Annotated in this window: 21 protein-coding genes; 9 read left to right on the forward strand and 12 right to left on the reverse strand. The window is 71.6% G+C overall.

What is annotated here, in order from left to right:
- Positions 1-105: 105 nt before the first annotated feature.
- The 7 genes from ACFWBB_RS31360 to mce all read right to left on the reverse strand — a co-directional run bounded on the left by ACFWBB_RS31360 (position 106) and on the right by mce (position 9,937).
- Positions 106-987: an ABC transporter permease subunit gene (locus ACFWBB_RS31360; RefSeq protein ID WP_385279061.1), complete on the reverse strand. Its 882-nt coding sequence runs from the start codon at positions 985-987 to the stop codon at positions 106-108.
- Positions 984-2,309, reverse strand: a complete 1,326-nt coding sequence (locus ACFWBB_RS31365) for an ABC transporter ATP-binding protein (protein ID WP_385279063.1) — start codon at positions 2,307-2,309, stop codon at positions 984-986. The genes ACFWBB_RS31360 and ACFWBB_RS31365 overlap by 4 nt, the downstream gene beginning before the upstream one ends.
- 110 nt (positions 2,310-2,419) lie before the next feature.
- Positions 2,420-3,190: an ABC transporter permease gene (locus ACFWBB_RS31370; RefSeq protein ID WP_385279065.1), complete on the reverse strand. Its 771-nt coding sequence runs from the start codon at positions 3,188-3,190 to the stop codon at positions 2,420-2,422.
- Complete coding sequence (locus ACFWBB_RS31375) at positions 3,190-4,176, reverse strand: ABC transporter ATP-binding protein (RefSeq protein WP_385279068.1); 987 nt, start codon at positions 4,174-4,176, stop codon at positions 3,190-3,192. Before ACFWBB_RS31375 ends, ACFWBB_RS31370 begins: the two co-directional genes overlap by 1 nt.
- An 85-nt stretch (positions 4,177-4,261) precedes the next feature.
- Positions 4,262-5,200, reverse strand: a complete 939-nt coding sequence (locus ACFWBB_RS31380) for a cellulose-binding protein (protein WP_385279070.1) — start codon at positions 5,198-5,200, stop codon at positions 4,262-4,264.
- Between the two features lie 183 nt (positions 5,201-5,383).
- On the reverse strand, positions 5,384-9,265 hold the full coding sequence (gene scy, locus ACFWBB_RS31385) for a polarized growth protein Scy (protein WP_385279072.1): 3,882 nt from the start codon (positions 9,263-9,265) through the stop codon (positions 5,384-5,386).
- A gap of 231 nt (positions 9,266-9,496) precedes the next feature.
- A complete protein-coding gene (gene mce / locus ACFWBB_RS31390) occupies positions 9,497-9,937 on the reverse strand; it encodes a methylmalonyl-CoA epimerase (RefSeq protein WP_057603473.1) in 441 nt (146 codons plus the stop codon).
- A 151-nt stretch (positions 9,938-10,088) separates the two neighbouring features.
- Between mce and ACFWBB_RS31395 the strand changes: the two genes are divergently transcribed.
- The 3 genes from ACFWBB_RS31395 (at position 10,089) to ACFWBB_RS31405 (ending at position 13,976) form a co-directional block, all read left to right on the forward strand.
- Positions 10,089-11,300, forward strand: a complete 1,212-nt coding sequence (locus tag ACFWBB_RS31395) for an acetyl-CoA C-acetyltransferase (RefSeq protein ID WP_385279075.1) — start codon at positions 10,089-10,091, stop codon at positions 11,298-11,300.
- A 56-nt stretch (positions 11,301-11,356) separates the two neighbouring features.
- A complete protein-coding gene (meaB, locus tag ACFWBB_RS31400; RefSeq protein WP_385279077.1) occupies positions 11,357-12,313 on the forward strand; it encodes a methylmalonyl Co-A mutase-associated GTPase MeaB in 957 nt (318 codons plus the stop codon).
- 406 nt (positions 12,314-12,719) lie between these two features.
- Entirely contained in the window at positions 12,720-13,976 is a 1,257-nt protein-coding gene (locus ACFWBB_RS31405; protein WP_385279079.1) for an MFS transporter, read from the forward strand.
- A 122-nt stretch (positions 13,977-14,098) separates the two neighbouring features.
- Here the strand turns inward: ACFWBB_RS31405 and ACFWBB_RS31410 are convergent, their stop codons facing one another.
- The 4 genes from ACFWBB_RS31410 to ACFWBB_RS31425 form a co-directional block, all read right to left on the reverse strand.
- Complete coding sequence (locus tag ACFWBB_RS31410; protein ID WP_385279081.1) at positions 14,099-14,575, reverse strand: MarR family winged helix-turn-helix transcriptional regulator; 477 nt, start codon at positions 14,573-14,575, stop codon at positions 14,099-14,101.
- A gap of 92 nt (positions 14,576-14,667) precedes the next feature.
- The gene (locus tag ACFWBB_RS31415) at positions 14,668-15,474 is read right to left on the reverse strand and encodes an AIM24 family protein (protein WP_385279137.1); all 807 of its coding nucleotides are present in this window, start codon (positions 15,472-15,474) and stop codon (positions 14,668-14,670) included.
- A gap of 2 nt (positions 15,475-15,476) precedes the next feature.
- Positions 15,477-16,127 (reverse strand): AIM24 family protein, encoded by a 651-nt coding sequence (locus tag ACFWBB_RS31420; protein ID WP_385279083.1) that lies wholly within the window; start codon positions 16,125-16,127, stop codon positions 15,477-15,479.
- A gap of 1 nt (position 16,128) precedes the next feature.
- Positions 16,129-16,761: an AIM24 family protein gene (locus tag ACFWBB_RS31425; protein ID WP_385279138.1), complete on the reverse strand. Its 633-nt coding sequence runs from the start codon at positions 16,759-16,761 to the stop codon at positions 16,129-16,131.
- 168 nt (positions 16,762-16,929) lie between these two features.
- Here ACFWBB_RS31425 and ACFWBB_RS31430 point away from each other — a divergent pair, with 168 nt between their 5' ends.
- From ACFWBB_RS31430 to ACFWBB_RS31440, 3 genes are all read left to right on the forward strand, one after another.
- Entirely contained in the window at positions 16,930-17,274 is a 345-nt protein-coding gene (locus ACFWBB_RS31430; RefSeq protein WP_385279085.1) for a DUF3817 domain-containing protein, read from the forward strand.
- Entirely contained in the window at positions 17,271-17,573 is a 303-nt protein-coding gene (locus ACFWBB_RS31435; RefSeq protein ID WP_385279087.1) for an MTH1187 family thiamine-binding protein, read from the forward strand. The genes ACFWBB_RS31430 and ACFWBB_RS31435 overlap by 4 nt, the downstream gene beginning before the upstream one ends.
- 178 nt (positions 17,574-17,751) lie before the next feature.
- A complete protein-coding gene (locus tag ACFWBB_RS31440) occupies positions 17,752-18,864 on the forward strand; it encodes a matrixin family metalloprotease (protein WP_385279089.1) in 1,113 nt (370 codons plus the stop codon).
- Here the strand turns inward: ACFWBB_RS31440 and ACFWBB_RS31445 are convergent.
- Positions 18,813-19,799: a DUF5937 family protein gene (locus ACFWBB_RS31445; protein ID WP_385279091.1), complete on the reverse strand. Its 987-nt coding sequence runs from the start codon at positions 19,797-19,799 to the stop codon at positions 18,813-18,815. The two genes, ACFWBB_RS31440 and ACFWBB_RS31445, sit on opposite strands and share 52 nt — an antisense overlap.
- A gap of 73 nt (positions 19,800-19,872) precedes the next feature.
- Here ACFWBB_RS31445 and ACFWBB_RS31450 point away from each other — a divergent pair, with 73 nt between their 5' ends.
- From ACFWBB_RS31450 to ACFWBB_RS31460, 3 genes are read left to right on the forward strand one after another with little or no spacing between them, the layout of a single operon-like run.
- The gene (locus ACFWBB_RS31450) at positions 19,873-21,264 is read left to right on the forward strand and encodes an MFS transporter (RefSeq protein WP_385279093.1); all 1,392 of its coding nucleotides are present in this window, start codon (positions 19,873-19,875) and stop codon (positions 21,262-21,264) included.
- An 11-nt stretch (positions 21,265-21,275) separates the two neighbouring features.
- Complete coding sequence (locus ACFWBB_RS31455; RefSeq protein ID WP_385279095.1) at positions 21,276-21,785, forward strand: MarR family winged helix-turn-helix transcriptional regulator; 510 nt, start codon at positions 21,276-21,278, stop codon at positions 21,783-21,785.
- A 43-nt stretch (positions 21,786-21,828) separates the two neighbouring features.
- Positions 21,829-22,167, forward strand: a complete 339-nt coding sequence (locus ACFWBB_RS31460; RefSeq protein ID WP_385279097.1) for a DUF3817 domain-containing protein — start codon at positions 21,829-21,831, stop codon at positions 22,165-22,167.
- Positions 22,168-22,201: the final 34 nt, after the last annotated feature.

Below are 22,201 nucleotides of genomic sequence, written 5' to 3' on the forward strand. Positions count from 1 at the left end.
CGGGCGTCGACGCCCGCCGGCACGGGCACATGGCGTGCTGGACCGCACGGGACCGCCGCACCCGGGGGGGGCGCCGGTCCCGTAACGCGCCGAAGTTCTAGCGGGTCACACGTCGCGCTTCTCCAGCAGCGCGAAGGCGGCGCCGAGCACGGCGGCGGTCACGCCGAGCGCGATCCACAGCGGGTCCCAGCCGCTCGGGCCGCTGTCGCTGAGCGAGGTGGAGTAGAAGACGCTCAGCTGGTTCGGGATCGAGTACTCGAAGAGGGCCTGGCGCAGGCTCTCCAGCGAGGACGAGAACATGAAGATCGCGATCACCAGCGGGGCCAGCAGGACCCCGATCATGATGGTGATCGCACCGGCGGAGTGCCGGATGATCGAGCCGACGCCGAGCGAGATCAGTCCGAGCAGCGCGACGTAGAGGGACACCCCGAAGGTGGCCTTGAGCCACTCCTCACCGTTCGGCTGCCGGGCGTCGCCCAGCATGCCCACGTGCGCCATGGCGACGAAGCCCGAGGACACGAGCGTGACGACGAACGCGACGGCGAAGAACACGACCGCCTTCGCGGCGAGCACCCGGCCGCGGGACGGACAGGCCACCATGGTCGTCCGGATCATGCCGGTGCCGTACTCCGAGGCCGTGGTCAGCACGCCGAGCGTGATGACGCACATGCTGCCCAGGAGCAGCCCGAAGAAGCCGAACGACAGAGCGGTCTCGCCCTCGAGATCCTCCGGGGACGCGTTCGAGGCGACGACCGCTCCGGCCAGCAGCCCGATGCCGACGACGAGCAGGACGAACACGCCCAGCGTCCACATCGTGGAGCGCACCGACCGGATCTTCGTCCACTCCGAGGTGACGGCGTGCCCGAGGTGCGTGCGCACGATCGGGATCGGCGAGGTGTAGACGGGACCGGCCGTGGCGTACGAGGGACCGGGCGCCGCCTGCCAGGCGGGCGCGGCCTGCGGCGACGGGTGCTGCGGGGTGCTCATCGGGCGTCCTCGGACTTGGTCGGGGCGGCGTCGGGGGCGGGGGCGGCAGCGGCGGGCGCGGGCGGCGCCTTGTCCGGTGACGCGGCGGCGGCCGGTGCCGGTGCCGGTGCCGGAGCCGGCGCCTGGGGCGCCGGTGCGGCCGGGGCGGGCGGCTGGGCCGGGGCCTGTGCGGGCGCCTGCGCGTACGGGTTGGCCCCGTTCGGGCCGGACGCCGTGCCGGGTGCCGCCGGGGCGCCGTACGACCCGTAGGAGGCCGCCGGAGGCGTCTGGGCCGGCTGCGGGGGCGCGTAGCCGGGGTGCTGCGGGGGCGGCGGGGCGTACCAGCCCTGCTGGCCCTGACCCGGCACCGGCATCGGCGGCTGCGCGCCGGGCGGCAACTGCTGCTGGAGGCCGGCCCTCTGGTCGATGGTGGACCGGTAGTCGACGGCGCCCTGCGTCATCCGCATGTACGCCTCCTCGAGCGAGGCCTGGTGCGGCGACAGCTCCCACAGGCGTACGTCGGCGTCGTGGGCGATGTCGCTGATGCGCGGCAGCGGCAGCCCGGTCACCCGCAGCGCGTTGTCCTGCTCGGGCAGCACATGGCCGCCCGCCTCGGTGAGCGCGGAGGCCAGCTTCTCGCGCAGCTGAGGTTCGGTGTGCGGGGTGCGGACGCGCGCGAAGTCCGCCGAGTTGGCCGAGATGAAGTCCGTCACGCTCATGTCGGAGAGCAGCTGTCCGCGCCCGATGACGATGAGGTGATCGGCGGTCACCGCCATCTCGCTCATGAGGTGGGAGGACACGAACACCGTGCGGCCCTCGGCGGCCAGCGACTTCATCAGGTTGCGCACCCAGAGGATGCCCTCGGGGTCGAGGCCGTTGACCGGCTCGTCGAAGAGCAGCACCTGCGGGTCGCCCAGCAGCGCGGCCGCGATGCCGAGCCGCTGGCCCATGCCCAGGGAGAAGCCCTTGGAGCGCCTGCGCGCCACGTCCTGGAGGCCGACCACGCCGAGCACCTCGTCGACCCGCCGGGCCGGGATGCCGGACAGCTGGGCCAGGCTCAGCAGATGGTTGCGGGCGTGCCGGCCGCCGTGCACGGCCTTGGCGTCCAGCAGGGCGCCCACCTGGCGGGCCGCGTTCGGCAGCTTGCGGTAGGGGTAGCCGCCGATCGTCACCGTTCCGGCGGTCGGGTTGTCAAGGCCCAGGATCATCCGCATGGTCGTCGACTTGCCCGAGCCGTTCGGCCCGAGGAAGCCGGTGACCGCACCGGGCCGCACCTGGAAGGAAAGGTTGTACACAGCGGTCTTGTCGCCGTAGCGCTTGGTCAGGCCGACTGCTTCGATCATGCTCCGCACCCATCGAAAGGTTCAGGACAGCAGGGCACACGCCCCCGTAAGGGTTAGGAGACTATCGGGGCGCTGACGGTTCCGCTCAAATGAAAGCAAAGCCCAAAGCGTTACGCGTCGCGTTTCTTCAGCAGGAGGTAGCCGCCGGCCAGCGCGGCGAGCGCCCACAGCGCCATGATGGCGAACCCGCCCCAGGGTCCGTACGGTGTGTCGTCGTCGATCGGCGTGACCACCTGCATGATCTTGCTGCCGGCCTGGTCGGGCAGATACCGGCCGATCTTCTTCGTCGCGGAGACGTTCCCGAGGATGTTGGAGATCAGGAAGAAGAACGGCATCAGGATGCCGAGCGACAGCATCGGCGAGCGCAGCATCGTGGCCACGCCCATCGAGAACATCGCGATGAGCGTCATGTACAGACCGCCGCCGATGACCGCCCGCAGCACACCGCTGTCCCCGATCGACGCCCGGTGGGAGCCGAGCATGGCCTGTCCCAGGAAGAACGTGACGAAGCTGGTGACGAGCCCGACGGCCAGCGCGAGCCCGCTGGCCACCGCGATCTTGCTGAACAGGAAGGTGCCGCGCTGCGGCACGGCGGCCAGCGAGGTGCGGATCATGCCGGTGCTGTACTCGTTCGACACCACCAGCACCCCGAACACGATCATCGCGAGCTGGCCGAGACTCATCCCGGCGAAGCTGATGAAGGTCGGGTCGAAGGAAAGCCGGTCGGCACGGCTCATGTTGTCGAACTCGTGCCGCGACAGCGCCGAGATCAGCATGCCGAGGGCGATGGTGACGACCACGGCGAGGGAGAGCGTCCACACGGTGGAGGCCACCGACCGGATCTTGGTCCACTCGGACCGGATGACCTGGGTCGCCGCCATCACGGGCTCCTCGTCCAGTCGTCGCCCCACTGCTGCCGGGACGGTTCGGGGGGTGTGTCCGTGAGCGCGTCCGGGGGCGCGTCCGTGTGCGCGTGGTACTCCACCGACTCCGCGGTCAGCTGCATGAACGCCTCCTCGAGGGAGGCCCGCTGGGGGCTCAGCTCGTGCAGCACGATCTGGTGCCGCGCGGCCAGCTCCCCGATGTGCTCGGACTTGCCGTCGTCGACCTCCAGCACCCCGCTGCCGGTCTCGACGACCAGCATCCCGGCACCGTGCAGCACATCGAGCAGCCGCTCCCGCTGCGGAGTGCGGATGCGGACGAACGAGCGCGAGTTCTGCGCGATGAAGTCGGCCATGGAGGTGTCCGCGAGCAGCCGGCCCTGCCCGATGACGACGAGGTGATCGGCGGTCAGCGCCATCTCGCTCATCAGGTGGGAGGAGACGAACACGGTCCGGCCCTGTGCGGCGAGGGACTTCATCAGGTTGCGGATCCAGTGGATGCCCTCGGGGTCGAGACCGTTGACCGGCTCGTCGAACATCAGGATCCGCGGGTCGCCGAGGAGCGCCCCCGCGATGCCCAGCCGCTGTCCCATGCCCAGCGAGAACCCCTTGGCCTTCTTCTTCGCCACGGAGGTGAGCCCCACGGTGTCCAGTACCTCGTGCACCCGGCTCTTCGGGATGCCGTTGCTCTGCGCCAGGCACAGCAGATGGTTGAAGGCGCTGCGCCCGCCGTGCATCGCCTTGGCGTCCAGCAGGGCGCCGATGTACTTGAGGGGATCCCTCAGCCGGTCGTAGTGCTGCCCGTCGATCCGGACGTCCCCCGCGGTCGGCCGGTCGAGGCCGAGCATCATCCGCATGGTGGTGGACTTCCCGGCGCCGTTGGGACCGAGGAAGCCCGTGACGATGCCCGGTCTGACGGTGAAGGTGAGGTTGTTCACCGCGACCTTCTCGCCGTACCGCTTCGTCAGGCCAGACAGCTCGATCATGCGGCCACGCTAGAGCGCGACGAAGCCCTCTGCCACCGGAGTGACAAAGGGCTTCACCGATGTTCGGTCACCGTACCCCCGGGCGTTACCGGGACTGCTGCGCCGGGACCCCACGGGAGATCGGCTCGTCGTCCGTGGACGGCGTGCCGGTCGCGGCCACCGCGGCACCGGTCAGCGTGGCGAGCATCTCGCGGACGTTCGTCAGCTGAGCGTTGATCGAGTCGCGGCGGTTGGTGAGAGCCGCCAGCTCGCGCTCGGACTCGGAACGGATGCGGTCGGCCTTGGCGTTCGCGTCGGCCACGATGTCCTCGGCCTGGCGCTGTGCCGTCTCGACGGTCTGACGAGCGCGACGCTCGGCGTCGGTGCGCAGCTTCTCCGCCTCCAGACGCAGCTGCTCCGCGCGGTGCTCGATCTCCGCGAGACGCTTCTCCGCCTTCTGCTGACGCGACGCCAGGTCGCGCTCCGACTGCTCGCGGCGCTTGGCGAGGTTGGTCTCGAAGTCGGCGGCGGCCTGCGCGGCCTTGGCCCGGGTCTCCTCGAAGAGGGCGTCCGCCTCCTCACGCTTCGACTGCGCGTCCTTCTGCGCCTCGGAGCGCAGCTGCGACGCGTCGCTCTTGGCCTTCTCGACGATCCGGACGCCCTCGTCCTCCGCCTTGGACTTGCGCTCCGCAGAGAACGATTCTGCGTCGTTGCGCACCTGCTGGGCCGCCGACTCGGCGAGCTCGCGGTGCTGCTCGGCCGCGCGACGGGCCTCCTCGCGCAGGTCCTTGGCCTCTTCCTCGGCGAGGCGGAGGATCTTCTCGACACGCGCGCCGAGGCCGGCATACGACGGTTCCGCGTCGCTTACCTGGGCCTGGGCGTTCTGCGTCTCGAGGTGGAGCTCCTCGATGCGCTTTTCCAGAGCAGTGATACGAGCCAGAGCGCTGTCACGGTCGGAGACGAGCTTCGAGATGCGTTCGTCCACCTGAGCGCGGTCGTACCCACGCCGCACAAGCTCGAAGCCGTAGGGGGAAGTGTCGCTCATGGGGTTCCTGTCGAATGAGACCGGTGAGGTGATAGGTGGAATCCTAGGGGCCTGAACGGTGTGTCATCGAGCGTATGCGTGTTTGATCTGGAGAATGACACCCCTTTCGGGTGGCTGAGCCGCAGACCACTTGCCAACGGTCCGGTCAAAGGCACCAGACTTTAACGCAATTCACACATTCCGCTAGCCGTCCGAGGACTTCCCACCCGATCGAGGCGCTCCGATGGCAGCCCCCGCCTTGACGCCCCCGTCCTTGCCGCCGGCCGGGACCTCGAAGGACTCCAGCGCCTCCAGCACGTCCTGCACCCGGGAGATCTCGGCGTTGATGTCCTCACGCCGGCGCACCAGGACCTCCAGTTCGCGCTTGCCCTCCTCGACCGTGCGCCGCGCCTCGCGGATCGCCTCGGCCTTGAGCTCCTCGGCCTCCCGCACGAGCGTCGCCTTCTTCAGCTCGGCCTCCTTGAGCAGCCCCTCGGCCTTCTTGACGGCGGCGATCCGGACCTTGCCGGCCTCGGAGTTGGCGTCCGACACCAGCTCCTTCGCCTTCGCCTGCGCCTTGGCGAGCTGCTCCTCGGACGCCTTGATGAGCGCGTCGCAGCGGTCGCCGGTCGACTTCATCGTCTCGGCCGCCTCACGGCGGGCCCGCTCGTGCAGCGACTCGATCTCGCTGGTGATGCGGTCGCGCAGCTCCTCCGCGCGCTCCCTTATCGCGGTCGCGTCCCGGCGGGCGCCGATCAGCAGCTCGTCGGCGTCCGTACGGGCCTTCTCCACCCGGGAGTTGCCCTCGACCGTCGCCTCGGAGACCAGCCGGTCGGCCTCGTTGCGGGCCGCGCCGACCATCGAGTCGGCCTGCGCCTCCGCGTCCGCGGTGGTCTTCTGCGCCTGCTGCTGTGCCTCCGTGAGCAGCTTGTCCGCCTCGGCCGCGGTCTCCGTGATGAGGGTGTCGACCTGCTCGGCCGCCTCGGAGCGCCGCTTGTTCGCCTCCTTGCGGGCCTCGTCCAGCGTGGAGTCGGCCTCCTCGCGGGCGACGCTCATCAGACGGTCGGCCTCCGCCGCCGCCGACGTCCTGACGCGCTCGGACTCGGCACGGATCCGCTCGGCGTGCTGCTGCGCGCTGCCCACCGTCTCGGCGGCCTCGGCGCGCAGCCGCTCCGCGTCCCCGGCGGCGTCCGAGATCAGCTTCTCCGCCTTGGCGACCGACTCGGCCCGCAGCCGGTCGGCCTCCGCGATCGTCTCGGACTGGAGGCGCTCGGCCTCCGCGATGGTCTCCGTCTGGAGCCGCTCCGCCTCGTTGCGCGCCTCGGTGATGAGGGTGTCCGCCTGCGTCGCCGCGTCCGAGCGGATGCGGTTGGCGTCGTCCCGGGCGTCCGCCCGGGTGCGCGACGCGTCCTGGTCGGCCTGCGCGATGGCGTCCGAAACCTCGGTGCGGACCCGCTGGGCGTGCGCGGACGCCTCCGAGCGCAGCCGCTCCGCCTCCGCGATCGCCTCGCCGACGGTCTGCTCGGCCAGTGCCTGCGCGGCCTCCGACGCCTCGCTCGCCTCGCGCCTGACCCGGTTGGCGTCCTCGGCCGCCCGCTCCTGCACCGCGTAGGCGTCGGAACGGACCCGGTCCGCCTCCTGCTCGGCCTCGCGCCGGGTACGGTCCGCCGCGTGCTCGGCGGCGGAGCGCAGCCCGTTGATCTCGTCCTGCGCCTGCTCGTGCAGCCCGGCCACGGACTCACGGACCTGCTGCGCGTGCTGCTCGGCCGCCGACACCATCTCGCCCGCGCGCCGGTCGGCCTCCTCGACCAGCCGGACGGCCTCGGTCTGCGCCTCCTCCACGCGCTTGCGCGCCGAGGCCAGCAGCTCCTCGCTCTGCCGACGTGCCTGCTCGCGCTCCTGGTCGGCCTCCTGGCGGGCGGAGCCGAGGAGTTCCTCGGCCTCGCGGCGGCGCCGCAGCGCCTCCTCCTGGGCGGCGGCCAGCGTCTCGGACGCCTCGGTGGCCAGCCGCTCGGCGGCGGCCTGCGCCTCCGCGCGCACCCGGTCGGCGGTGTCCTGCGCCTCCGACTTCAGCCGCTCCGCCTCGGCGGCGGCCTCGGAACGCAGCCGTACGGCGACGGCCTCGCCCTCGGCGCGCGAGGCGGACGCGTCGGCGGCGGCCTCGTCGCGCAGCCGGTCCGCCTCCGCGGCGGCCTGCTGCTGGAGCGCGCGGATCCGCTCCGCGGCCTCCGAGCGCAGCCGGTCGGTCTCCTCGCCGGCCTCGCGGCGGATCCGCGCGGCCTCCTCGCGGGCGTCGGTCAGCGCCTGCTCGGCGGAGGCGAGCCGGGTCTCCGCCTCCGTGTGCAGCCGGGTCAGCTCCTCGGCGGCCTCCGCCTGCCGGGCCTCGACCCCGCGCTCCGTCTCCTCGCGCAGTTCGAGCGCGGCCTGCTCGGCGTTCGAGGTGATGGTCTCGGCCAGCTCCACCGCCTCGTCACGCTGGCGCTCGGCCTCCGCGCGGGTGCGCTCCAGGGTCTCCTCGGCCTGCCGGCGCAGCGTGGTGGCGCGCTCGATGGCCTCGGTGCGCACCTTCTCGCTGTCCGACGTGGCCTTCTGGCGCAGCTCGTCCGCGTCGGCCTTCGCCTTGGACAGCAGTTCCTCGGCGGTCCTGGCCGCCTCCTCGATCTGCTGGACGGCCTCCTTGCGGGCCTCCGCGCGGATCTTCTCGCCCTCGGCGACCGCGTCGGCGCGCAACTGCTCGGCCTCGCCGCGCAGCCGACGGGCCTCCTCCTGGAGCTCGACCGTCTTGGCGCGGTACTCCTTGGTGTCGTCCTTCGCCGAGCCCTTGAGCTGCTCGGCGATGTCGTGCGCCTCGGCGCGCAGTCGGTCCGCCTCGGTCTCCGCCTCGCGACGGATCCGCTCGGCCTCCTCGGCGGCGGCCTTGGTGGTGTTCTGCGCGTCCTCCTGCGCCTTGTTCAGGACGTCCTCGGCGGTCTTCGCCGCCTTCGACAGCTGGGTCGCGCTCTCCTCGGCGGTGAGCGTGCGGGCCTTCTCGGAGGCCTCCGCGACGATCTTCTCCGCCTCGGCGCGGGCGTCGGCGACGAGCTGCTCGGCGTCCGCCTTGGTGGTCTCGGCCTCCTTGGTGGCCTCGCTGACCAGCCGGGCGACCTGTTCCTTCGCCGTACGGGTGCGCTGCTCCTTGGCCGCCTCCGCGCCGGCGAGCGCCTTCTCGGCGGTGGCCTTGGCCTCCGCGAGCACCTTGTCGGCCTCGGCCTGCGCCTTGCGCAGCGCCTCCTCGGCCTCGGACATGCGCTGCTCGGCGGCGCGGCTGAGCTCACCGGCCTGACGGCGGGCCGCGTCGGCCTCCGTGACGGTGGAGGTGCGCAGCTGCTCGGCGTGGTCGCTGGCCTCCTGGGCCTGGCTGGAGGCGGCGTTCAGCAGCCGTTCGGCGTCCGTGCGGGCCCGCAGCAGCAGTTGCTCGGCCTCCGCGCGGGTCGCCTCGGCGTCGGCCTGGAGCCGCTGGCGGGCCTCCGCGGCCACCCGTTCCGCCTCGGCCCGGGCGGACGTCAGGGCCTGCTCCGCCTCGGCGCGCGACTCGTCCAGCAGCCGGCGGGCCTGCGCCTCGGTGCGGGCCCGCAACTGCTCGGCCCACGCCACGTTCTCGTTGACGTGCGACTCGACGTTCTGCCTGCGCTCCGCCAGCTCCTGGTCGAGCTGCTGACGCCGGGCCACGGCCTCCTGGTGCAGCTCCGCCTGGAGCCGGGCCGCCTGCTCGGCGTGCTCCTGGAGGATCCGCTGCGTCTGCGCCCGGGCCTGGCTCAGCTCCCGTTCGGCGTCCTGCCGCAACTGGTCGGCCTGCATCTGCGCGTTACGCAGCATCTGCTCGGCCTGGTACCCGATGTCGCCGCCGTCGAAGGCGGGCCGGGACATGATGGTGCGGCGCGCCTCGTGCAACTTGGCGCGCAGCACCTCGACCTGGTAGCCGAGGTCCTCGGCATGCTGAATCGCCTTTTCCCGCTCGGTCTTCAGCCGCTTCATCTCGGCTTCGAACCGAGTCAGGTGGTCGACGTCAGCCGCCGGTTCCCGCTCCTGGCTCTCGTAGCCCCGCACTGCGCGGTCCCATCCGTCCCTGGTCGCAAGCTTCCCGAACGAGCTCCGTCCTTCCGCCGAACGGGGCTCCCGGGGAATGGTGTCAGATCAACGGCGGAGCATGGGCTGCGCCCCGACGCTCGTCCCCCGAAACCCGGACCCCGGCTACGTCCCGCCGCCGCACGGCAGGACCGGGTCGCCCCGGTGTGAGCGGCGACCGCCCCCAACCCTACCGGCCCATATGTACGAGGGTCAGTGCTCAGGTGACTCAACGGGCGCCGATGTGACCAGTTCTGTCAGTACTCCGTGGCAATCCTTCGGGTGCAGGAAGGTGATTCGTGACCCCATGGAGCCGCGTCGCGGCTCTTCGTACAGAACGCGTACGCCCTTGTCCTTGATGTCCGCGGCGTCCGCGTCGACATCCGCCGTACCGAAAGCGATGTGATGGACGCCCTCGCCGTTCTTGTCGAGCCACTTGGCGACGGTCGAATCCGGTCGCGTGGGCTCCAGGAGCTGCAGGTACGAGGCCCCGCCGTCGGACGTATCGTTGATCTTGAGCATGGCCTCCCGCACGCCCTGCTCCTCGTTGACCTCGGAGTGGAACACCTCGAAGCCGTAGGTGGAACGGTAGAACTCGACGGTCGCGTCGAGGTCGTGGCAGGCGATCCCGATGTGGTCGATTCGCGTCAGCATGCTGTTAGTGCAGCGCGCCGGAGGTGGTTACGCAACGTGCGCGCGATCACACTGAAGGGCCGGTGACGGGGCGGACTACCGCTCAGTACATTCGAAGTAAACCCTCGTTCACTCCTCGGCCCGTGCAGGCCGGTAAGGGGAATCGCAGCTCATGACTGGATCGACTGGCTCCAACGGCACGACCTCGGTGATCGTCGCGGGCGCGCGTACGCCCATGGGACGGCTGCTGGGCTCCCTCAAGTCCTTCTCCGGAGCCGACCTCGGCGGCTTCGCGATCAAGGCCGCCCTCGACCGTGCGGGGATCGGCGGCGACCAGGTGCAGTACGTGATCATGGGCCAGGTGCTCCAGGCGGGGGCGGGGCAGATCCCGGCCCGCCAGGCCGCGGTCAAGGCCGGCATCCCGATGAACGTCCCGGCGCTCACGATCAACAAGGTGTGTCTGTCGGGCCTCGACGCGATCGCGCTGGCCGACCAGCTGATCCGCGCGGGCGAGTTCGACATCGTGGTGGCCGGCGGCCAGGAGTCCATGACCAACGCCCCCCACCTGCTGCCGAAGTCCCGCGAGGGCTTCAAGTACGGCGCGATCGAGATGCTCGACGCGATGGCGTACGACGGTCTCACCGACGCCTTCGAGAACATCGCCATGGGCGAGTCCACGGAGAAGCACAACACGCGGCTCGGGATCGCGCGTCCCGAGCAGGACGAGATCGCCGCGCTGAGCCATCAGAGGGCCGCCGCCGCGCAGAAGAACGGCATCTTCGAGGCCGAGATCACCCCGGTCGAGATCCCGCAGCGCAAGGGCGAGCCGGTCGTCTTCAGCAAGGACGAGGGCATCCGCGCCGACACCACGGCGGAGTCCCTGGGCAAGCTCCGTCCCGCGTTCACCAGGGACGGCACGATCACCGCGGGCACCTCCTCGCAGATCTCCGACGGCGCCGCGGCCGTGGTCGTGATGAGCAAGGCCAAGGCGCAGGAACTCGGCCTGGAGTGGATCGCCGAGATCGGCGCCCACGGCAACGTGGCCGGGCCGGACAACTCCCTGCAGTCCCAGCCCTCCAACGCCATCGCCCACGCCCTGAAGAAGGACGGCCTGGAGGTCTCCGACCTCGACCTCGTCGAGATCAACGAGGCCTTCGCCGCCGTCGCGGTGCAGTCAATGAAGGACCTCGGCGTGTCCACGGAAAAGGTGAACGTCAACGGCGGTGCCATCGCCCTGGGTCACCCGATCGGCATGTCCGGCGCCCGCCTCGTCCTGCACCTGGCGCTGGAGCTCAAGCGCCGCGGCGGCGGGATCGGCGCGGCCGCGCTGTGCGGCGGAGGCGGTCAGGGTGACGCGCTGATCGTGCGGGTGCCCAAGGCCTGAGTCCCGTCGTACGTCCCTTGTACGACTGTCTCTGAACGGATCTGAACGGAGCTGTGATGCAGGACGTCTCCTCGCTGGTCGCCCAGGCCAGGGAAGGCCGGCCGCGGGCCGTGGCCCGGCTGATCTCCCTGGTGGAGGGGGCGTCCCCGCAGCTCAGGGAGGTCATGGAGGCACTGGCCCCGCTCACGGGCAACGCGTACGTGGTGGGCCTGACCGGTTCACCGGGCGTCGGCAAGTCCACGTCGACGTCCGCGCTGGTCACCGCCTACCGCAGGCAGGGCAGGCGGGTCGGGGTGCTGGCCGTCGACCCGTCCTCGCCGTTCTCCGGCGGCGCCCTGCTCGGCGACCGCGTCCGGATGTCGGAGCACGCCTCCGACCCCGGCGTCTACATCCGTTCGATGGCCACCCGCGGCCATCTGGGCGGCCTCGCCTGGTCGGCCCCGCAGGCGATCCGCGTGCTGGACGCGGCGGGCTGCGACGTGATCCTGGTCGAGACGGTCGGTGTGGGTCAGTCGGAGGTCGAGATCGCCTCCCAGGCCGACACCTCCGTCGTCCTCCTGGCCCCCGGCATGGGCGACGGCATCCAGGCCGCCAAGGCCGGGATCCTGGAGATCGGCGACGTCTACGTCGTCAACAAGGCCGACCGGGACGGCGCCGACGCCACCGCCCGTGAGCTGAACCACATGCTCGGCCTCGGCGAGGCCCGCGGGCCCGGCGACTGGCGCCCGCCGATCGTGAAGACGGTCGCCGCCCGCGCCGAGGGCGTCGACGAGGTCGTCGAGGCCCTGGAGAAGCACCGCGCGTGGATGGAGGAGCACGGCGTCCTCACCGAGCGGCGCCGCTCCCGCGCGGCCCGCGAGGTCGAGACGATCGCTGTCACGGCCCTGCGTGAACGCATCGGCGACCTGCACGGCGACCGCCGCCTGAGCACCCTCGCGGAACGAATCGTCGCCGGCGAACTGGACCCCTACCGCGCGGCGGACGAACTGGTGGCAGGCCTGACACAGGGCTGACGCGGGACTGGCGCAGGGGCCGGCGCGGGACTGGCGCGGGACTGGCGCGGGACCGACGCAGGACCGGCGCAGGGATTGGCGCGGGGACGCGGGACCGGCGCAGGGACTCGCGCAGGGACTGGCGCGGGACCGACGCGGGGATTGGCGCGGGGACGCGGGACTGACGCGGGATTGGCGCGGGGACGCGGGACTGGCGCAGGGACTGGCGCGGCCCGGGGGTGCGCGGGTCGGGGAGTCGGTCCTGGAAAGCCGTCGGCGGCCCCCGGACCGCGCTGATACGGTCGTGTACATGTTCCTTCTCTTGGCATAGGGCCCGCCCCGGCCCGCGATCGGTGAGCGGCGTTCGGCCGCCCCGCTCGCGGCGATCAGGCGTCCCCTTTCCCTGCCATGAGTCGAGGAACTCCTCATGTCCGCTTCGCCTGCCCTGCGGCCTTCGTATGCCGTCGTCCTGCGCGTTCCGCATGCCCGCCGTACCTTCGCCGCCGCCCTGACCGGTCGGTTGTCGTACGGGATCGTCCCGCTGTCCGTGATGCTCGCCGTGACCCGTTCCTCGGGTTCCTACTCGGTGGCGGGCACCGTGATGGCCCTGTTCGGGGCCACCACCGTCTTCCTGTCGCCCGCCAGGGCGGCCCTCATCGACCGGCACGGGCCACGCCGGGCGCTCGTCCCGATGACCGCGGCCTACCTCGCGACGCTGGCCCTGTTGACGTCGGCCCTGTTGACGCCGGCCCTCGCCCGACCGGGCGCCGCCCCGGCCGCCGTGCTGGGCGGCCTCGCCGCCGCCGCGGGGGCCTGTGTGCCGCCGCTGGGGCCGACCATGCGGGCGGTGTGGGGCGGGCTCACCCCGGACCGCGCCCTGCTGCAGCGCGCGTACAGCCTCGACGGGGTCGCCGAGGAACTGCTCTTCGTCACAGGGCCGTTGCTGGTCGGCGTTCTCGTCGGCTTCGCACCGCCGGCCGCCGGGATCGTCGTGGGGGCGGCCCTGATGGCCGGGGGCATGGCCGGGTTCGTGTCGTCGCCGGCCGTGCGGGCGGTCCGGCCGGGGAAGACCGGCGTCCGGCGCGGTGGCGGCGGGCTGCGCGGACTCGGGCGGCCCGTGGTCGCCATCGCGGGCGTGGGGCTCGCGCTGGGCGTGGTCGATCTGCTGGTCGTGGCCTTCGCCGAGCGGCACGGGCACGGGGCCGGGCACGGGGCCGGCGGGGCGGACGCGGCCTGGGTGCTGGCCGCGCTGTCGGCCGGCAGTGCCGTCGGCGGGCTGCTCAACGGGGCCGTCGCCTGGCGGACACCGGCCGGGGCGCGACTGCCGCTGCTCACGGCGGGGCTCGGGCTGACGCTGTGCGGCGCGGGACTCGCGCCGGGGCTCGGCACGCTCACCGTCGCCGTCGCGGCCGCCGGGTTCTTCGTGTCGCCGGCGATCACCACGGCCTATCTCATCGCCGACGAGGCCGCCGCGCCGGAGGCCCGGGTGCGGGCCGGGGCATGGGTCAACACGGCCGTCAACGCGGGCAGTACGGCCGGTACGGCGGTCGCCGGGGCGCTGGCCGGGTGGCTGCCGGTGGGGCTGTGCTTCGTGGTGACCGGGGCGGTGGTCCTGATGACGGCGGCGGCCGTCGCCGTCAGGACTGCCCGGCGGACCACGAGCGATCTCGTGCCCCTCGCCTGATCCGGGGCTCCTGAGTCCGAGGGACCCTGAGACCGAGGAACCCTGAGTCCGAGGGACCCTGAGACGCCGGCAGGCGGCGCCCTGTTCGAGCACCGCCTGCCGGATCGTCTAGCGCGGGTCCCTCACGGACGTCCCCGCTGCCCGCGGAGGTGTTCCGCGACGGGCTTCAGGGCCTTCGACAGATCCGTCGTGGCCTCGGTGGAGAGGAGGTCGATGAAGTGCCGCCGGACGGACTCCACATGGTGGGGCGCGACCTTCTGCATCGTCTCCATGCCGTGCTCGGTCAGCACCGCGTACAGGCCGCGGCGGTCGGACTCGCAGTTCTCACGGCGCACCAGGTTGGCGCTCTCCATACGGGTGATCTGGTGCGAGAGACGGCTCTTGGACTGGAGGGTGGCGGACGCGAGGTCGCTCATCCGCATCCGGACGCCCTCCGACTCGGAGAGATTCACCAGGATCTCGTAGTCGTTCATGGTCAGGCCGAACGGTTGGAGATCCTTTTCGAGCTGGTACGTCAACAGCCTGTTGACCTCCAGGTGGGTGCGCCAGGCGCACTGCTCCGCATCGGTCAGCCAGCGCGTGGCCGTTTCGGTCTCCATAATTGAAGTCTACCTAAAATGTTGAAAGGCGAACTAGTGAGGGCGGTGTGACGGTGCGCACGCGTTCGATGTCACACTCCGCAGACTACCGCTCACAGCCCGAAGCGACGCTGGAGGTCACCCAGCTGTCCGGGAAGGCGCGGTGCGCCGGTTTGCGCTCCATGGCCCCCGTGCCCACCTGCTGCGGCACCCCCGCCGGGCACTCCCGGCTCGTGCGGAACCGCTCCCGTGGCCTGCTCGGCCATGAGCAGCTCGGTCGACTGGAGCAGTACCGTGCCGACGCCCACGAACTCGAACTGGTGCTCCTCGCCGGAAGCCCCGCCGAGGCCCGTCAGTGCACGTAGACCGCCCATTACGCCGGTCATGTACCCGTGGTCGTAGTGATGGCACGGGGACGGGCAGTCGGCCCAGCCGACGAGTGCCTGCGGGTCGACCCGGATCGGGGGTTCCATGAACACCACCGGGCCGTTGGATGCCGCGACGAACTTGCCGGTTCCGATCAGCGTCAGAAATCCCGGCACGATCGACTGCTTGAGCGACAGACTTGGCTGAAAAGCGAGCAGATTGCCCGAGCGAATGGTCAGGTTGCCGTCGTCCAGATCGTACGAATTCACGTCGAAGGCCCGGTCGGCGAGGAGCATCTTGCCCGAGCCCTCCGCCACGACCCAGTCGCTGGCGTGCAGTGGCGAATGGAAGGAAGTGCGCACGAGACGGTCCAGACGGCCGTGTCCGACGCCGTTGAAGTCGATCGACCCGTAGTAGGCGATCATCTTCCCCTTCTGGAGGAACCACTGGCTCCCCTTGAGCTCCACGCAGAAGGTGTAGTTGTTCACGTTGTCGTCGACCGGCAGGGTCATCGGGTCGTACACCGTCGGGCCGCCGCCCGGAGCCCCGTACATGCTCACAGCTTCTCCTCCGACGCCTGGACGAACACCGCACCGCTGCCGCTGAGCTCCAGCTGGAACGCCTCGCCGGAGCCGCGGCCGACCATGTCCCGCCAGCCCAGCGCCGTCGACAGCTTGTTGCGGACGTCGCCGTGGTGGGCGACATAGGCCTGGGGGTCGACGTGCACCGGGCGCTGCGGGGTGATCGGCACCTCGAAGACCCCGCCGTGGGCCATCACGGCGACGGCCCCCTGCCCCTTCAGGGTGGTGGTGAACAGGCCCTGTCCGCTGACCTGGCCGCGGACCATGCCCATGACCCCGCCCTGGGAGCCCATGAACATCGTGCCCTGCTGGAGCGTGCCCTCGAAGGCGAGCAGGCGGTCCGCCTCGACGTACAGCGTGTCGCCGGTGAGCCGGATGACCTGGACGTGGTGGCCGCCGTGCCCGAAGAGGACCGTGCCGCTGCCCTCGACGGTCATCAGGGGGGTGTCCTCGTTGGCGAGCCGCCGCCCGATCATGGACATCACCCCGCCCTGGCCGCCCTGGACGTTGGGTGTGAAGGACACCTCGCCGCGGTAGGCCAGCATGGCGCCGCGCTGGCTGAAGAGCCGTTGGCCGGGGACGACGGTCGCCTCGACGATCTTGGAGTTGATCTCGCGGAAGGTCATCTCACACGTCCCCCGCGATCGTGTTGCGCTCGCTCGGCTGGACGTACACCAGGCCGTCCCCCTCGAACCGGATCTGGAAGGCCTCGCCGCCGCCCTCGCCCATGAAGGTGCGGAAGGTCACACCGGAGTGGAAGGACTGCCGGACGTTGCCCTGATGCGCGACATAGGCGCCGGGGTCGACGGTCAACGGGTACTGCGGGCTGACCCGCAGCACCACGGCCGGCCCGTCGGAGGTGATCGCCGCCTGGCCGGTGCCCTCGACGGTCGTCGTGAACAGACCGTTGCCCTGGGTCGCGCCGCGCAGTCCGGTGAAACTCGTCCCGGTCCTGAGCGCGCCGTCGGTCGCGAGCAGGTTGCTCGACTCGACGTACAGCTTGTCCCCCTGGAGCCGGACGAGATTGATCTCGGAGGCGCGATCGGCCAGCCAGCACGTCCCCTGCCCCCTCACCTCCATCATGGTCATCTGCTCGCCGGTGAGCCTCCGGGTGACCATCCCCCGGATGCCCTCACCGCCGCCGCTGAGCTTCTTGAAGGCCATCTGCCCGTCGTACGCCACCATGGAGCCGTTCTTCGCCTTCACGGCGTCCCCGGTCACGTCGACGGCGAGCACCTTGCTGCCTTGAAGTCGAAACATCGCCACGCTGGGAAGGTATCCGCCGGAAGGGTGCGCCGAACAGCACCCGGGGGTGGAGAGCGACCCTGAACGCACCCCTAGGTGAACCGTTTGCCACAATGGACGAACGCTTGTGCGTGCATTCACAAACCGACTGTTCGTCGCCGTATCTCCCCCCGAAGGTGACCCGTGGACCTGAAGACAGCCTCCGCCCTCCGCCGACTGCGTCTGGTCTCCGCCCCCGAGGCCGTTTCCTTCCTCCTGCTGCTGCTCTGCTCGATGCTGAAGCGGACCACGGACTTCAACGCGGTGCCCGTGATGGGCCGGGTCCACGCCGTGCTGTTCCTCTTGTACCTGGTCCTGTGGGCCCTCGCCTGGTACCGCACGAGGTGGTCGCTGAAGACCGCGGCCCTCTACTTCGTCCTCGCGGTCCTGCCGACCGGCGGTTTCTTCGCCGAGCGCAGGCTGCGCCGTGAGGCCGAGGACGCGGTCATCGCCTCCCGCGCCCGCCAGGACGGCGTCGTGAACGCATGATCGTCGCCTTCTCGATCACTCCGCTGGGTGTGGGTGAGGACGTCGGCGAGTACGTCGCCGACGCCGTCCGGGTCGTCCGCGCGTCCGGGCTCCCCAACCGCACCGACGCCATGTTCACCTCCGTCGAGGGTGAGTGGGACGAGGTCATGGACGTCGTCAGGCGTGCCGTGGCCGTCGTCGAGGAACGCGTCCCCCGGGTCTCCCTGGTCCTGAAGGCGGACATCCGCCCCGGCGTGACGGACGGTCTGACCTCCAAGGTGGAGACCGTGGAACGGCATCTGGGGGAGCGGCCGGCGTAGGGGGCGGAATGGCCGGAGCCGGCGATGCCGACGTGGCCCGCGACGGCTGCGGAACACCCGTTTGAGTGGTCCCTCGAACGGGTCCTGGTAAAAGGGGTTTCCGCCGGTGCCGCCTGGCTAATGTCTCCCGAGGCCGATCAAGTTCCGCGCCTGGCGGGGCATCGAAGGGGAGTGTGCGGTGGCACGGCGGCGCGGACCGGGGTTGGCCGGCAGGGCCATCACGGCGTTCCTGGTGACGGCATCGCTGTCGGTGGTCTGCGTGGGGGAAACGCCCCGGCCGCCCGCGTGCGCGCTCTCCCGGGGCGAGCTGACCGTGGACGACCTGCCCGCCGGCTCGTCCGTGCTCGACTGCCTCGCAGTCGGCCGCGTGGTCACTCACGCCGGCGCCGGAGTGGCGGTGCCCGAACCCGGCACCACGGTCAGCGTCGACGCGCTCACGGCGGACGGCTCGGCGCGCGGCTTCACGCTGGCGGTCGCCGCCGACGGCACGGTCTCCTACGCCTACGAGGCGGACCGTACGGAAGCGGCCGCGCGGGCCCGCGCCGACGCCCCCGCGCCCTGCGCCGACAGCGCCTACTCCACCGAGGGCCGCAAGGAGTACGGCACGTACGAGTGGTTCATCGGCGACGGCCCCCTGCCGGGCCACCTGTCCCACGACGAAGCCCGGCAGGTCTTCGAAGACGCCGTCGCGACCATCACCACGAGCCGCAACGACTGCGGCTACGACGACACGGTCACGGCGAAGGGCAGGTTCCTGACGGTCACCGGCAACGAGGCGGGCGTCGACCGGGAGGCCCGCTGCACGCACCGGGACGGCCTGAGCGTGTGGGACGCGGGCGACATCGGCGGCGACGCCGTCGCGACGACCTGCTCGTGGAGCCGGCCCGTGCCGGGCGGCCCCGAAGAACTGCTCGAGGCCGACGTCCGCTTCAACACCCATGACTTCCCGTTCACGAACCGCCCGTCCGGTGGCTGCACGCACGCGTACGACATCCGCAGCGTCGCCACGCACGAGGCCGGGCACGTCTTCGGCCTCGGTCACTCCGGCCCCGGACACGAGAACCTCACCATGTACGCGAACTCCTTCGCCTGCTCCACGGACGCCCGCAGCCTCGGCAAGGGCGACGTCCTCGGCCTGCGCAGCCTCTACGGAGCGCGAGTCCCACCGAGCACCACCCCTACGGAGCACATCCTTACGGAGCACCGCCTTACGGAGCACCGCCCTACCGAGCACGGCCCCTACCCGGCACCGCCCGACGCCAGCGCCACCCCCAGCGGCGTCCGCTCGTAGAGCACCTGGTGGCCGTAGCGCCGGGACACCAGCAGTCCGGAGTCGCGGAGCACCGTCAGGTGCGCGGAGACCGAGGACGGGGCGAGGCCGAGCCGGTGGGCGAGTGCGGAGGTGGTGGCCGGGTCGTCGAGCGCGGTGAGCACGGCGGCGCGGCCCCGGCCCAGCAGCCGGACGAGCGTCTCGGGGGAGTGTGCGGTGGCGTCGGTCCACAGGCCGCCGATCCCCCGCGCCGGGTACACCAGCGTCGGCTGCCAGGGAGGATCGAAGCCGCTCACGACGTCCGGCCAGGAGAACACGCTCGGCATCAGCACCAGGCCCTGGCCGCCCAGGTGGCGCTCGTGCTCGCCGTTCGAGGCGATGGTCAGGGTCCCGGCCCGCCAGCCGCAGAGCCGGTTGATCTCCGGCAGCACCCCGCCGAGGCCCACTTCGGCCAGCCGTCGCGAGTGGAAGGCGACATCCGCCTCCAGCAGGGCGCGCAGCCGGGGCCAGTCCGGCGCGAGGAGGGTGTGCCAGATCTCCTCCAGTACGTCGGTCAGCTCCCGGATCATCCGCTCCGGATCCGCCAGCCAGGCCCGCCCCTGCGGCGAGTCCAGCGCGCCGGGGGTGTCCGCGAGCGAACGGGCGGTGTCCGCGAGGGCTGCCTGCGGGTCGGCGGCCCGGACCGCGGCGATCTCCTCCTCGAACCCGGCCGCGGGCCCGACCGGCGGCGGGCACAGCCAGTCGGGGGAGTGGCCCGGGCGCGGCATCAGCAGCCACAGCCCGGTCAGGTCGAGGGCCTCGGCAGCCGTACGGATCCGGCGCAGCCACGGCGCGTGGTAACCCTGCCGGTCGGGCCGCTTGAGGGTGCGCGCGACCTCCTGCGTCTCCCACAGCGGGGACACGGCGAAGCGGCAGCGCAGGAAGTCGTCCTCCCCGAAGTGCAGATGTGACGGCACGGCCTCGCCTCTCGAACATTCGGCTGCGCCCGAAACTCTAGGGCCCACGCCCCCGTCCGAGCACGCTGCTGCCATGTCAGAAGCCACGACGCCCGGGACACCCACGGCACCCGCTACACGAACGGCAGCCGCTGCACCCGCGGCACCCGCTGCACCCGCGGCACCCGCTGCACCCGCGGCACCCGCGACGCCCGCGACACCCACGGAACGTGCGGAAACTGCGGCACCCACGGCCAGGACGCCACCCGCCGGATACCTCCGCGTCTTCGCCGTCCGCGAGTTCCGGGCCGTCTTCGCCGCGCACCTGCTGTCCATGCTCGGTGTGATCGTCGCCGAGGTCGCGCTGTCCGTCCTGGTCTACGACCTGACCGGCTCGCCCCTGATGAGCGCCCTGGCCTGGGCGCTCGGCTTCCTGCCCTACGTCGTCGGCGGCACCCTGCTGGCCGGGGTCGCCGACCGGTTCCCGGCCCGGCGCGTCCTGGTGGGCTGCGACCTGGTGTGCGCGCTGTGCGTGGTGCCGATGACGGCGCCGGGCGCGCCCCTCGCCGCGCTGCTCGCCCTGCGCTGCTGCCTCGCCGTCGTCTCGCCGGTCTTCGCGGGCACCCGGATGGCCACCCTCGCGGACATCCTCGGCGACGGCGACCTGTTCGTCCTCGGCCGCTCCCTGCTGCGCATCACCGCGCAGAGCGCGCTGCTGGCCGGCTTCGGACTCGGCGGACTCCTGCTCACCGTCACCTCCCCGCGCCAGGCCCTCCTCGTCACCGTCGGCACCTTCCTCGCCTCCGCCGCCCTGCTCCGCCTCGGCACCCGCCGCCGTCCCGCCCGGGCCCGGACCGGCGGCGCGCTGGTCACGGACTCGCTCAAGGGCGCCCGGCAGATCCTCGCCGACCGGCGGGTACGGGCGTTGCTGCTGCTCTTCTGGGTGCCGCCGACCTTCACGGTCGCCCCGGAGGCGCTCTCCGCGCCCTACGCCGACGGCCTCGGCGTCGGCCCCACCGGCCTGGGCCTGCTGATGTGCGCGCTGCCGGCCGGCACGATCGCCGGCGAGCTGTACGCGGGAGCCCGGCTGCGCCCGGTCACCCGTGAGCGCGTCGCCCTGCCGCTCGTCTGTGTGACTCTGCTGCCCTGTCTTGGCTACGCCTTCCACCCCGGCCTCGCCGTCTCGCTGCTGCTGCTGGTGGTCTCGGGCGCCGGGTCGGCGTACACCCTCGGCCTCGACCAGTGGATCGTCCGGGACGTGCCCGAGGAGCTGCGCGGACGGGCCATGACACTGCTCACCGCCGGGCTGATGACGTTCCAGGGCGTCGGCATGGCCCTGGCGGGGGTGGCCGCGGAGCTCGTGGGCGTGGCCGGCGCGGTCACGGGGGCGGGCGCACTGGGGACGGTCTGCTGCGTCCTGGCGGCCCGGGAGGTCCGGCGGACCGAAACGCGAGACGGGGCTGACCATGATGTGACCGGCCGGTAAGGTCTCGAGGCGTGCCGAAACCGCCCAGTCTCCCCTTCGACCCCATCGCCCGCGCCGACGAGCTCTGGAAGCAGCGCTGGGGGAACGTGCCGTCCATGGCCGCGATCACCTCGATCATGCGCGCGCACCAGATCCTGCTCGCCGAGGTCGACGCCGTGGTCAAGCCGTACGGCCTGACGTTCGCACGCTTCGAGGCGCTGGTGCTGCTCACCTTCTCCAAGGAGGGCGAGCTGACCATGTCGAAGATCGGCGAGCGACTCCAGGTGCATCCCACCTCGGTGACGAACACCGTCGACCGGCTGGTGCGGTCGGGCCTGGTGGCCCGGCGCCCCAACCCCAACGACGGCCGAGGCACCCTCGCCGTCATCACCGACAAGGGCCGTGAGGTCGTCGAGGCGGCCACCCGTGACCTGATGGCGATGGACTTCGGCCTCGGGGTGTACGACGCAGAGGAGTGCGGGGAGATCTTCGCGATGCTCCGGCCGCTGCGGGTGGCCGCGCGCGACTTCGACGAGGACTGACCCGGGGCAAGATCTCCCGGAACGGGTCGTTACGCTCGACGGCATGAAGAAGAGCGTGCTGACCCGCTACCGCGTCCTGGCCTATGTCACCGGTGTGCTGCTGGTCCTGCTGTGCCTGGGCATGATCGCCAAGTACGGCCTGGACGTCGACGGAGCCGCGGACTTCACCCGCGTCGTCGCCATCGCGCACGGCTGGCTCTACGTCCTCTACCTGGTCTTCGCCTTCGACCTGGGCTCCAAGGCGAAGTGGCCGGTCGGCAAGCAGCTGTGGGTGCTGCTGGCCGGGACCGTCCCGACGGCCGCCTTCTTCGTGGAGCGGAAGATCAGCCACGAGCTCGAGGGCAGGCTCGCCGACGGGACCCCCGTGGCCGCCAAGGCCTAGGCGCGCCGCCGATCCCGCCGCCGTACGCACGCCA

The organism is Streptomyces sp. NPDC060000, from assembly GCF_042737375.1.
Classification (GTDB): Bacteria; Actinomycetota; Actinomycetes; order Streptomycetales; family Streptomycetaceae; genus Streptomyces.

Bases quoted from the DNA above. Each gene is read 5' to 3' on its own strand.
- ACFWBB_RS31450 (WP_385279093.1), top strand. From the start codon at position 19,873: ATGTCAGAAGCCACGACGCCCGGGACACCCACGGCACCCGCTACACGA.
- ACFWBB_RS31435 (WP_385279087.1), top strand. From the start codon at position 17,271: ATGATCGTCGCCTTCTCGATCACTCCGCTGGGTGTGGGTGAGGACGTC.
- ACFWBB_RS31360 (WP_385279061.1), bottom strand. From the start codon at position 987: ATGAGCACCCCGCAGCACCCGTCGCCGCAGGCCGCGCCCGCCTGGCAG.
- ACFWBB_RS31365 (WP_385279063.1), bottom strand. From the start codon at position 2,309: ATGATCGAAGCAGTCGGCCTGACCAAGCGCTACGGCGACAAGACCGCT.
- ACFWBB_RS31410 (WP_385279081.1), bottom strand. From the start codon at position 14,575: ATGGAGACCGAAACGGCCACGCGCTGGCTGACCGATGCGGAGCAGTGC.
- ACFWBB_RS31460 (WP_385279097.1), top strand. From the start codon at position 21,829: ATGAAGAAGAGCGTGCTGACCCGCTACCGCGTCCTGGCCTATGTCACC.
- mce (WP_057603473.1), bottom strand. From the start codon at position 9,937: ATGCTGACGCGAATCGACCACATCGGGATCGCCTGCCACGACCTCGAC.
- ACFWBB_RS31415 (WP_385279137.1), bottom strand. From the start codon at position 15,474: ATGTACGGGGCTCCGGGCGGCGGCCCGACGGTGTACGACCCGATGACC.
- ACFWBB_RS31380 (WP_385279070.1), bottom strand. From the start codon at position 5,200: ATGAGCGACACTTCCCCCTACGGCTTCGAGCTTGTGCGGCGTGGGTAC.
- ACFWBB_RS31395 (WP_385279075.1), top strand. From the start codon at position 10,089: ATGACTGGATCGACTGGCTCCAACGGCACGACCTCGGTGATCGTCGCG.
- ACFWBB_RS31420 (WP_385279083.1), bottom strand. From the start codon at position 16,127: ATGACCTTCCGCGAGATCAACTCCAAGATCGTCGAGGCGACCGTCGTC.
- meaB (WP_385279077.1), top strand. From the start codon at position 11,357: ATGCAGGACGTCTCCTCGCTGGTCGCCCAGGCCAGGGAAGGCCGGCCG.
- ACFWBB_RS31425 (WP_385279138.1), bottom strand. From the start codon at position 16,761: ATGTTTCGACTTCAAGGCAGCAAGGTGCTCGCCGTCGACGTGACCGGG.
- ACFWBB_RS31370 (WP_385279065.1), bottom strand. From the start codon at position 3,190: ATGGCGGCGACCCAGGTCATCCGGTCCGAGTGGACCAAGATCCGGTCG.
- ACFWBB_RS31405 (WP_385279079.1), top strand. From the start codon at position 12,720: ATGTCCGCTTCGCCTGCCCTGCGGCCTTCGTATGCCGTCGTCCTGCGC.
- ACFWBB_RS31375 (WP_385279068.1), bottom strand. From the start codon at position 4,176: ATGATCGAGCTGTCTGGCCTGACGAAGCGGTACGGCGAGAAGGTCGCG.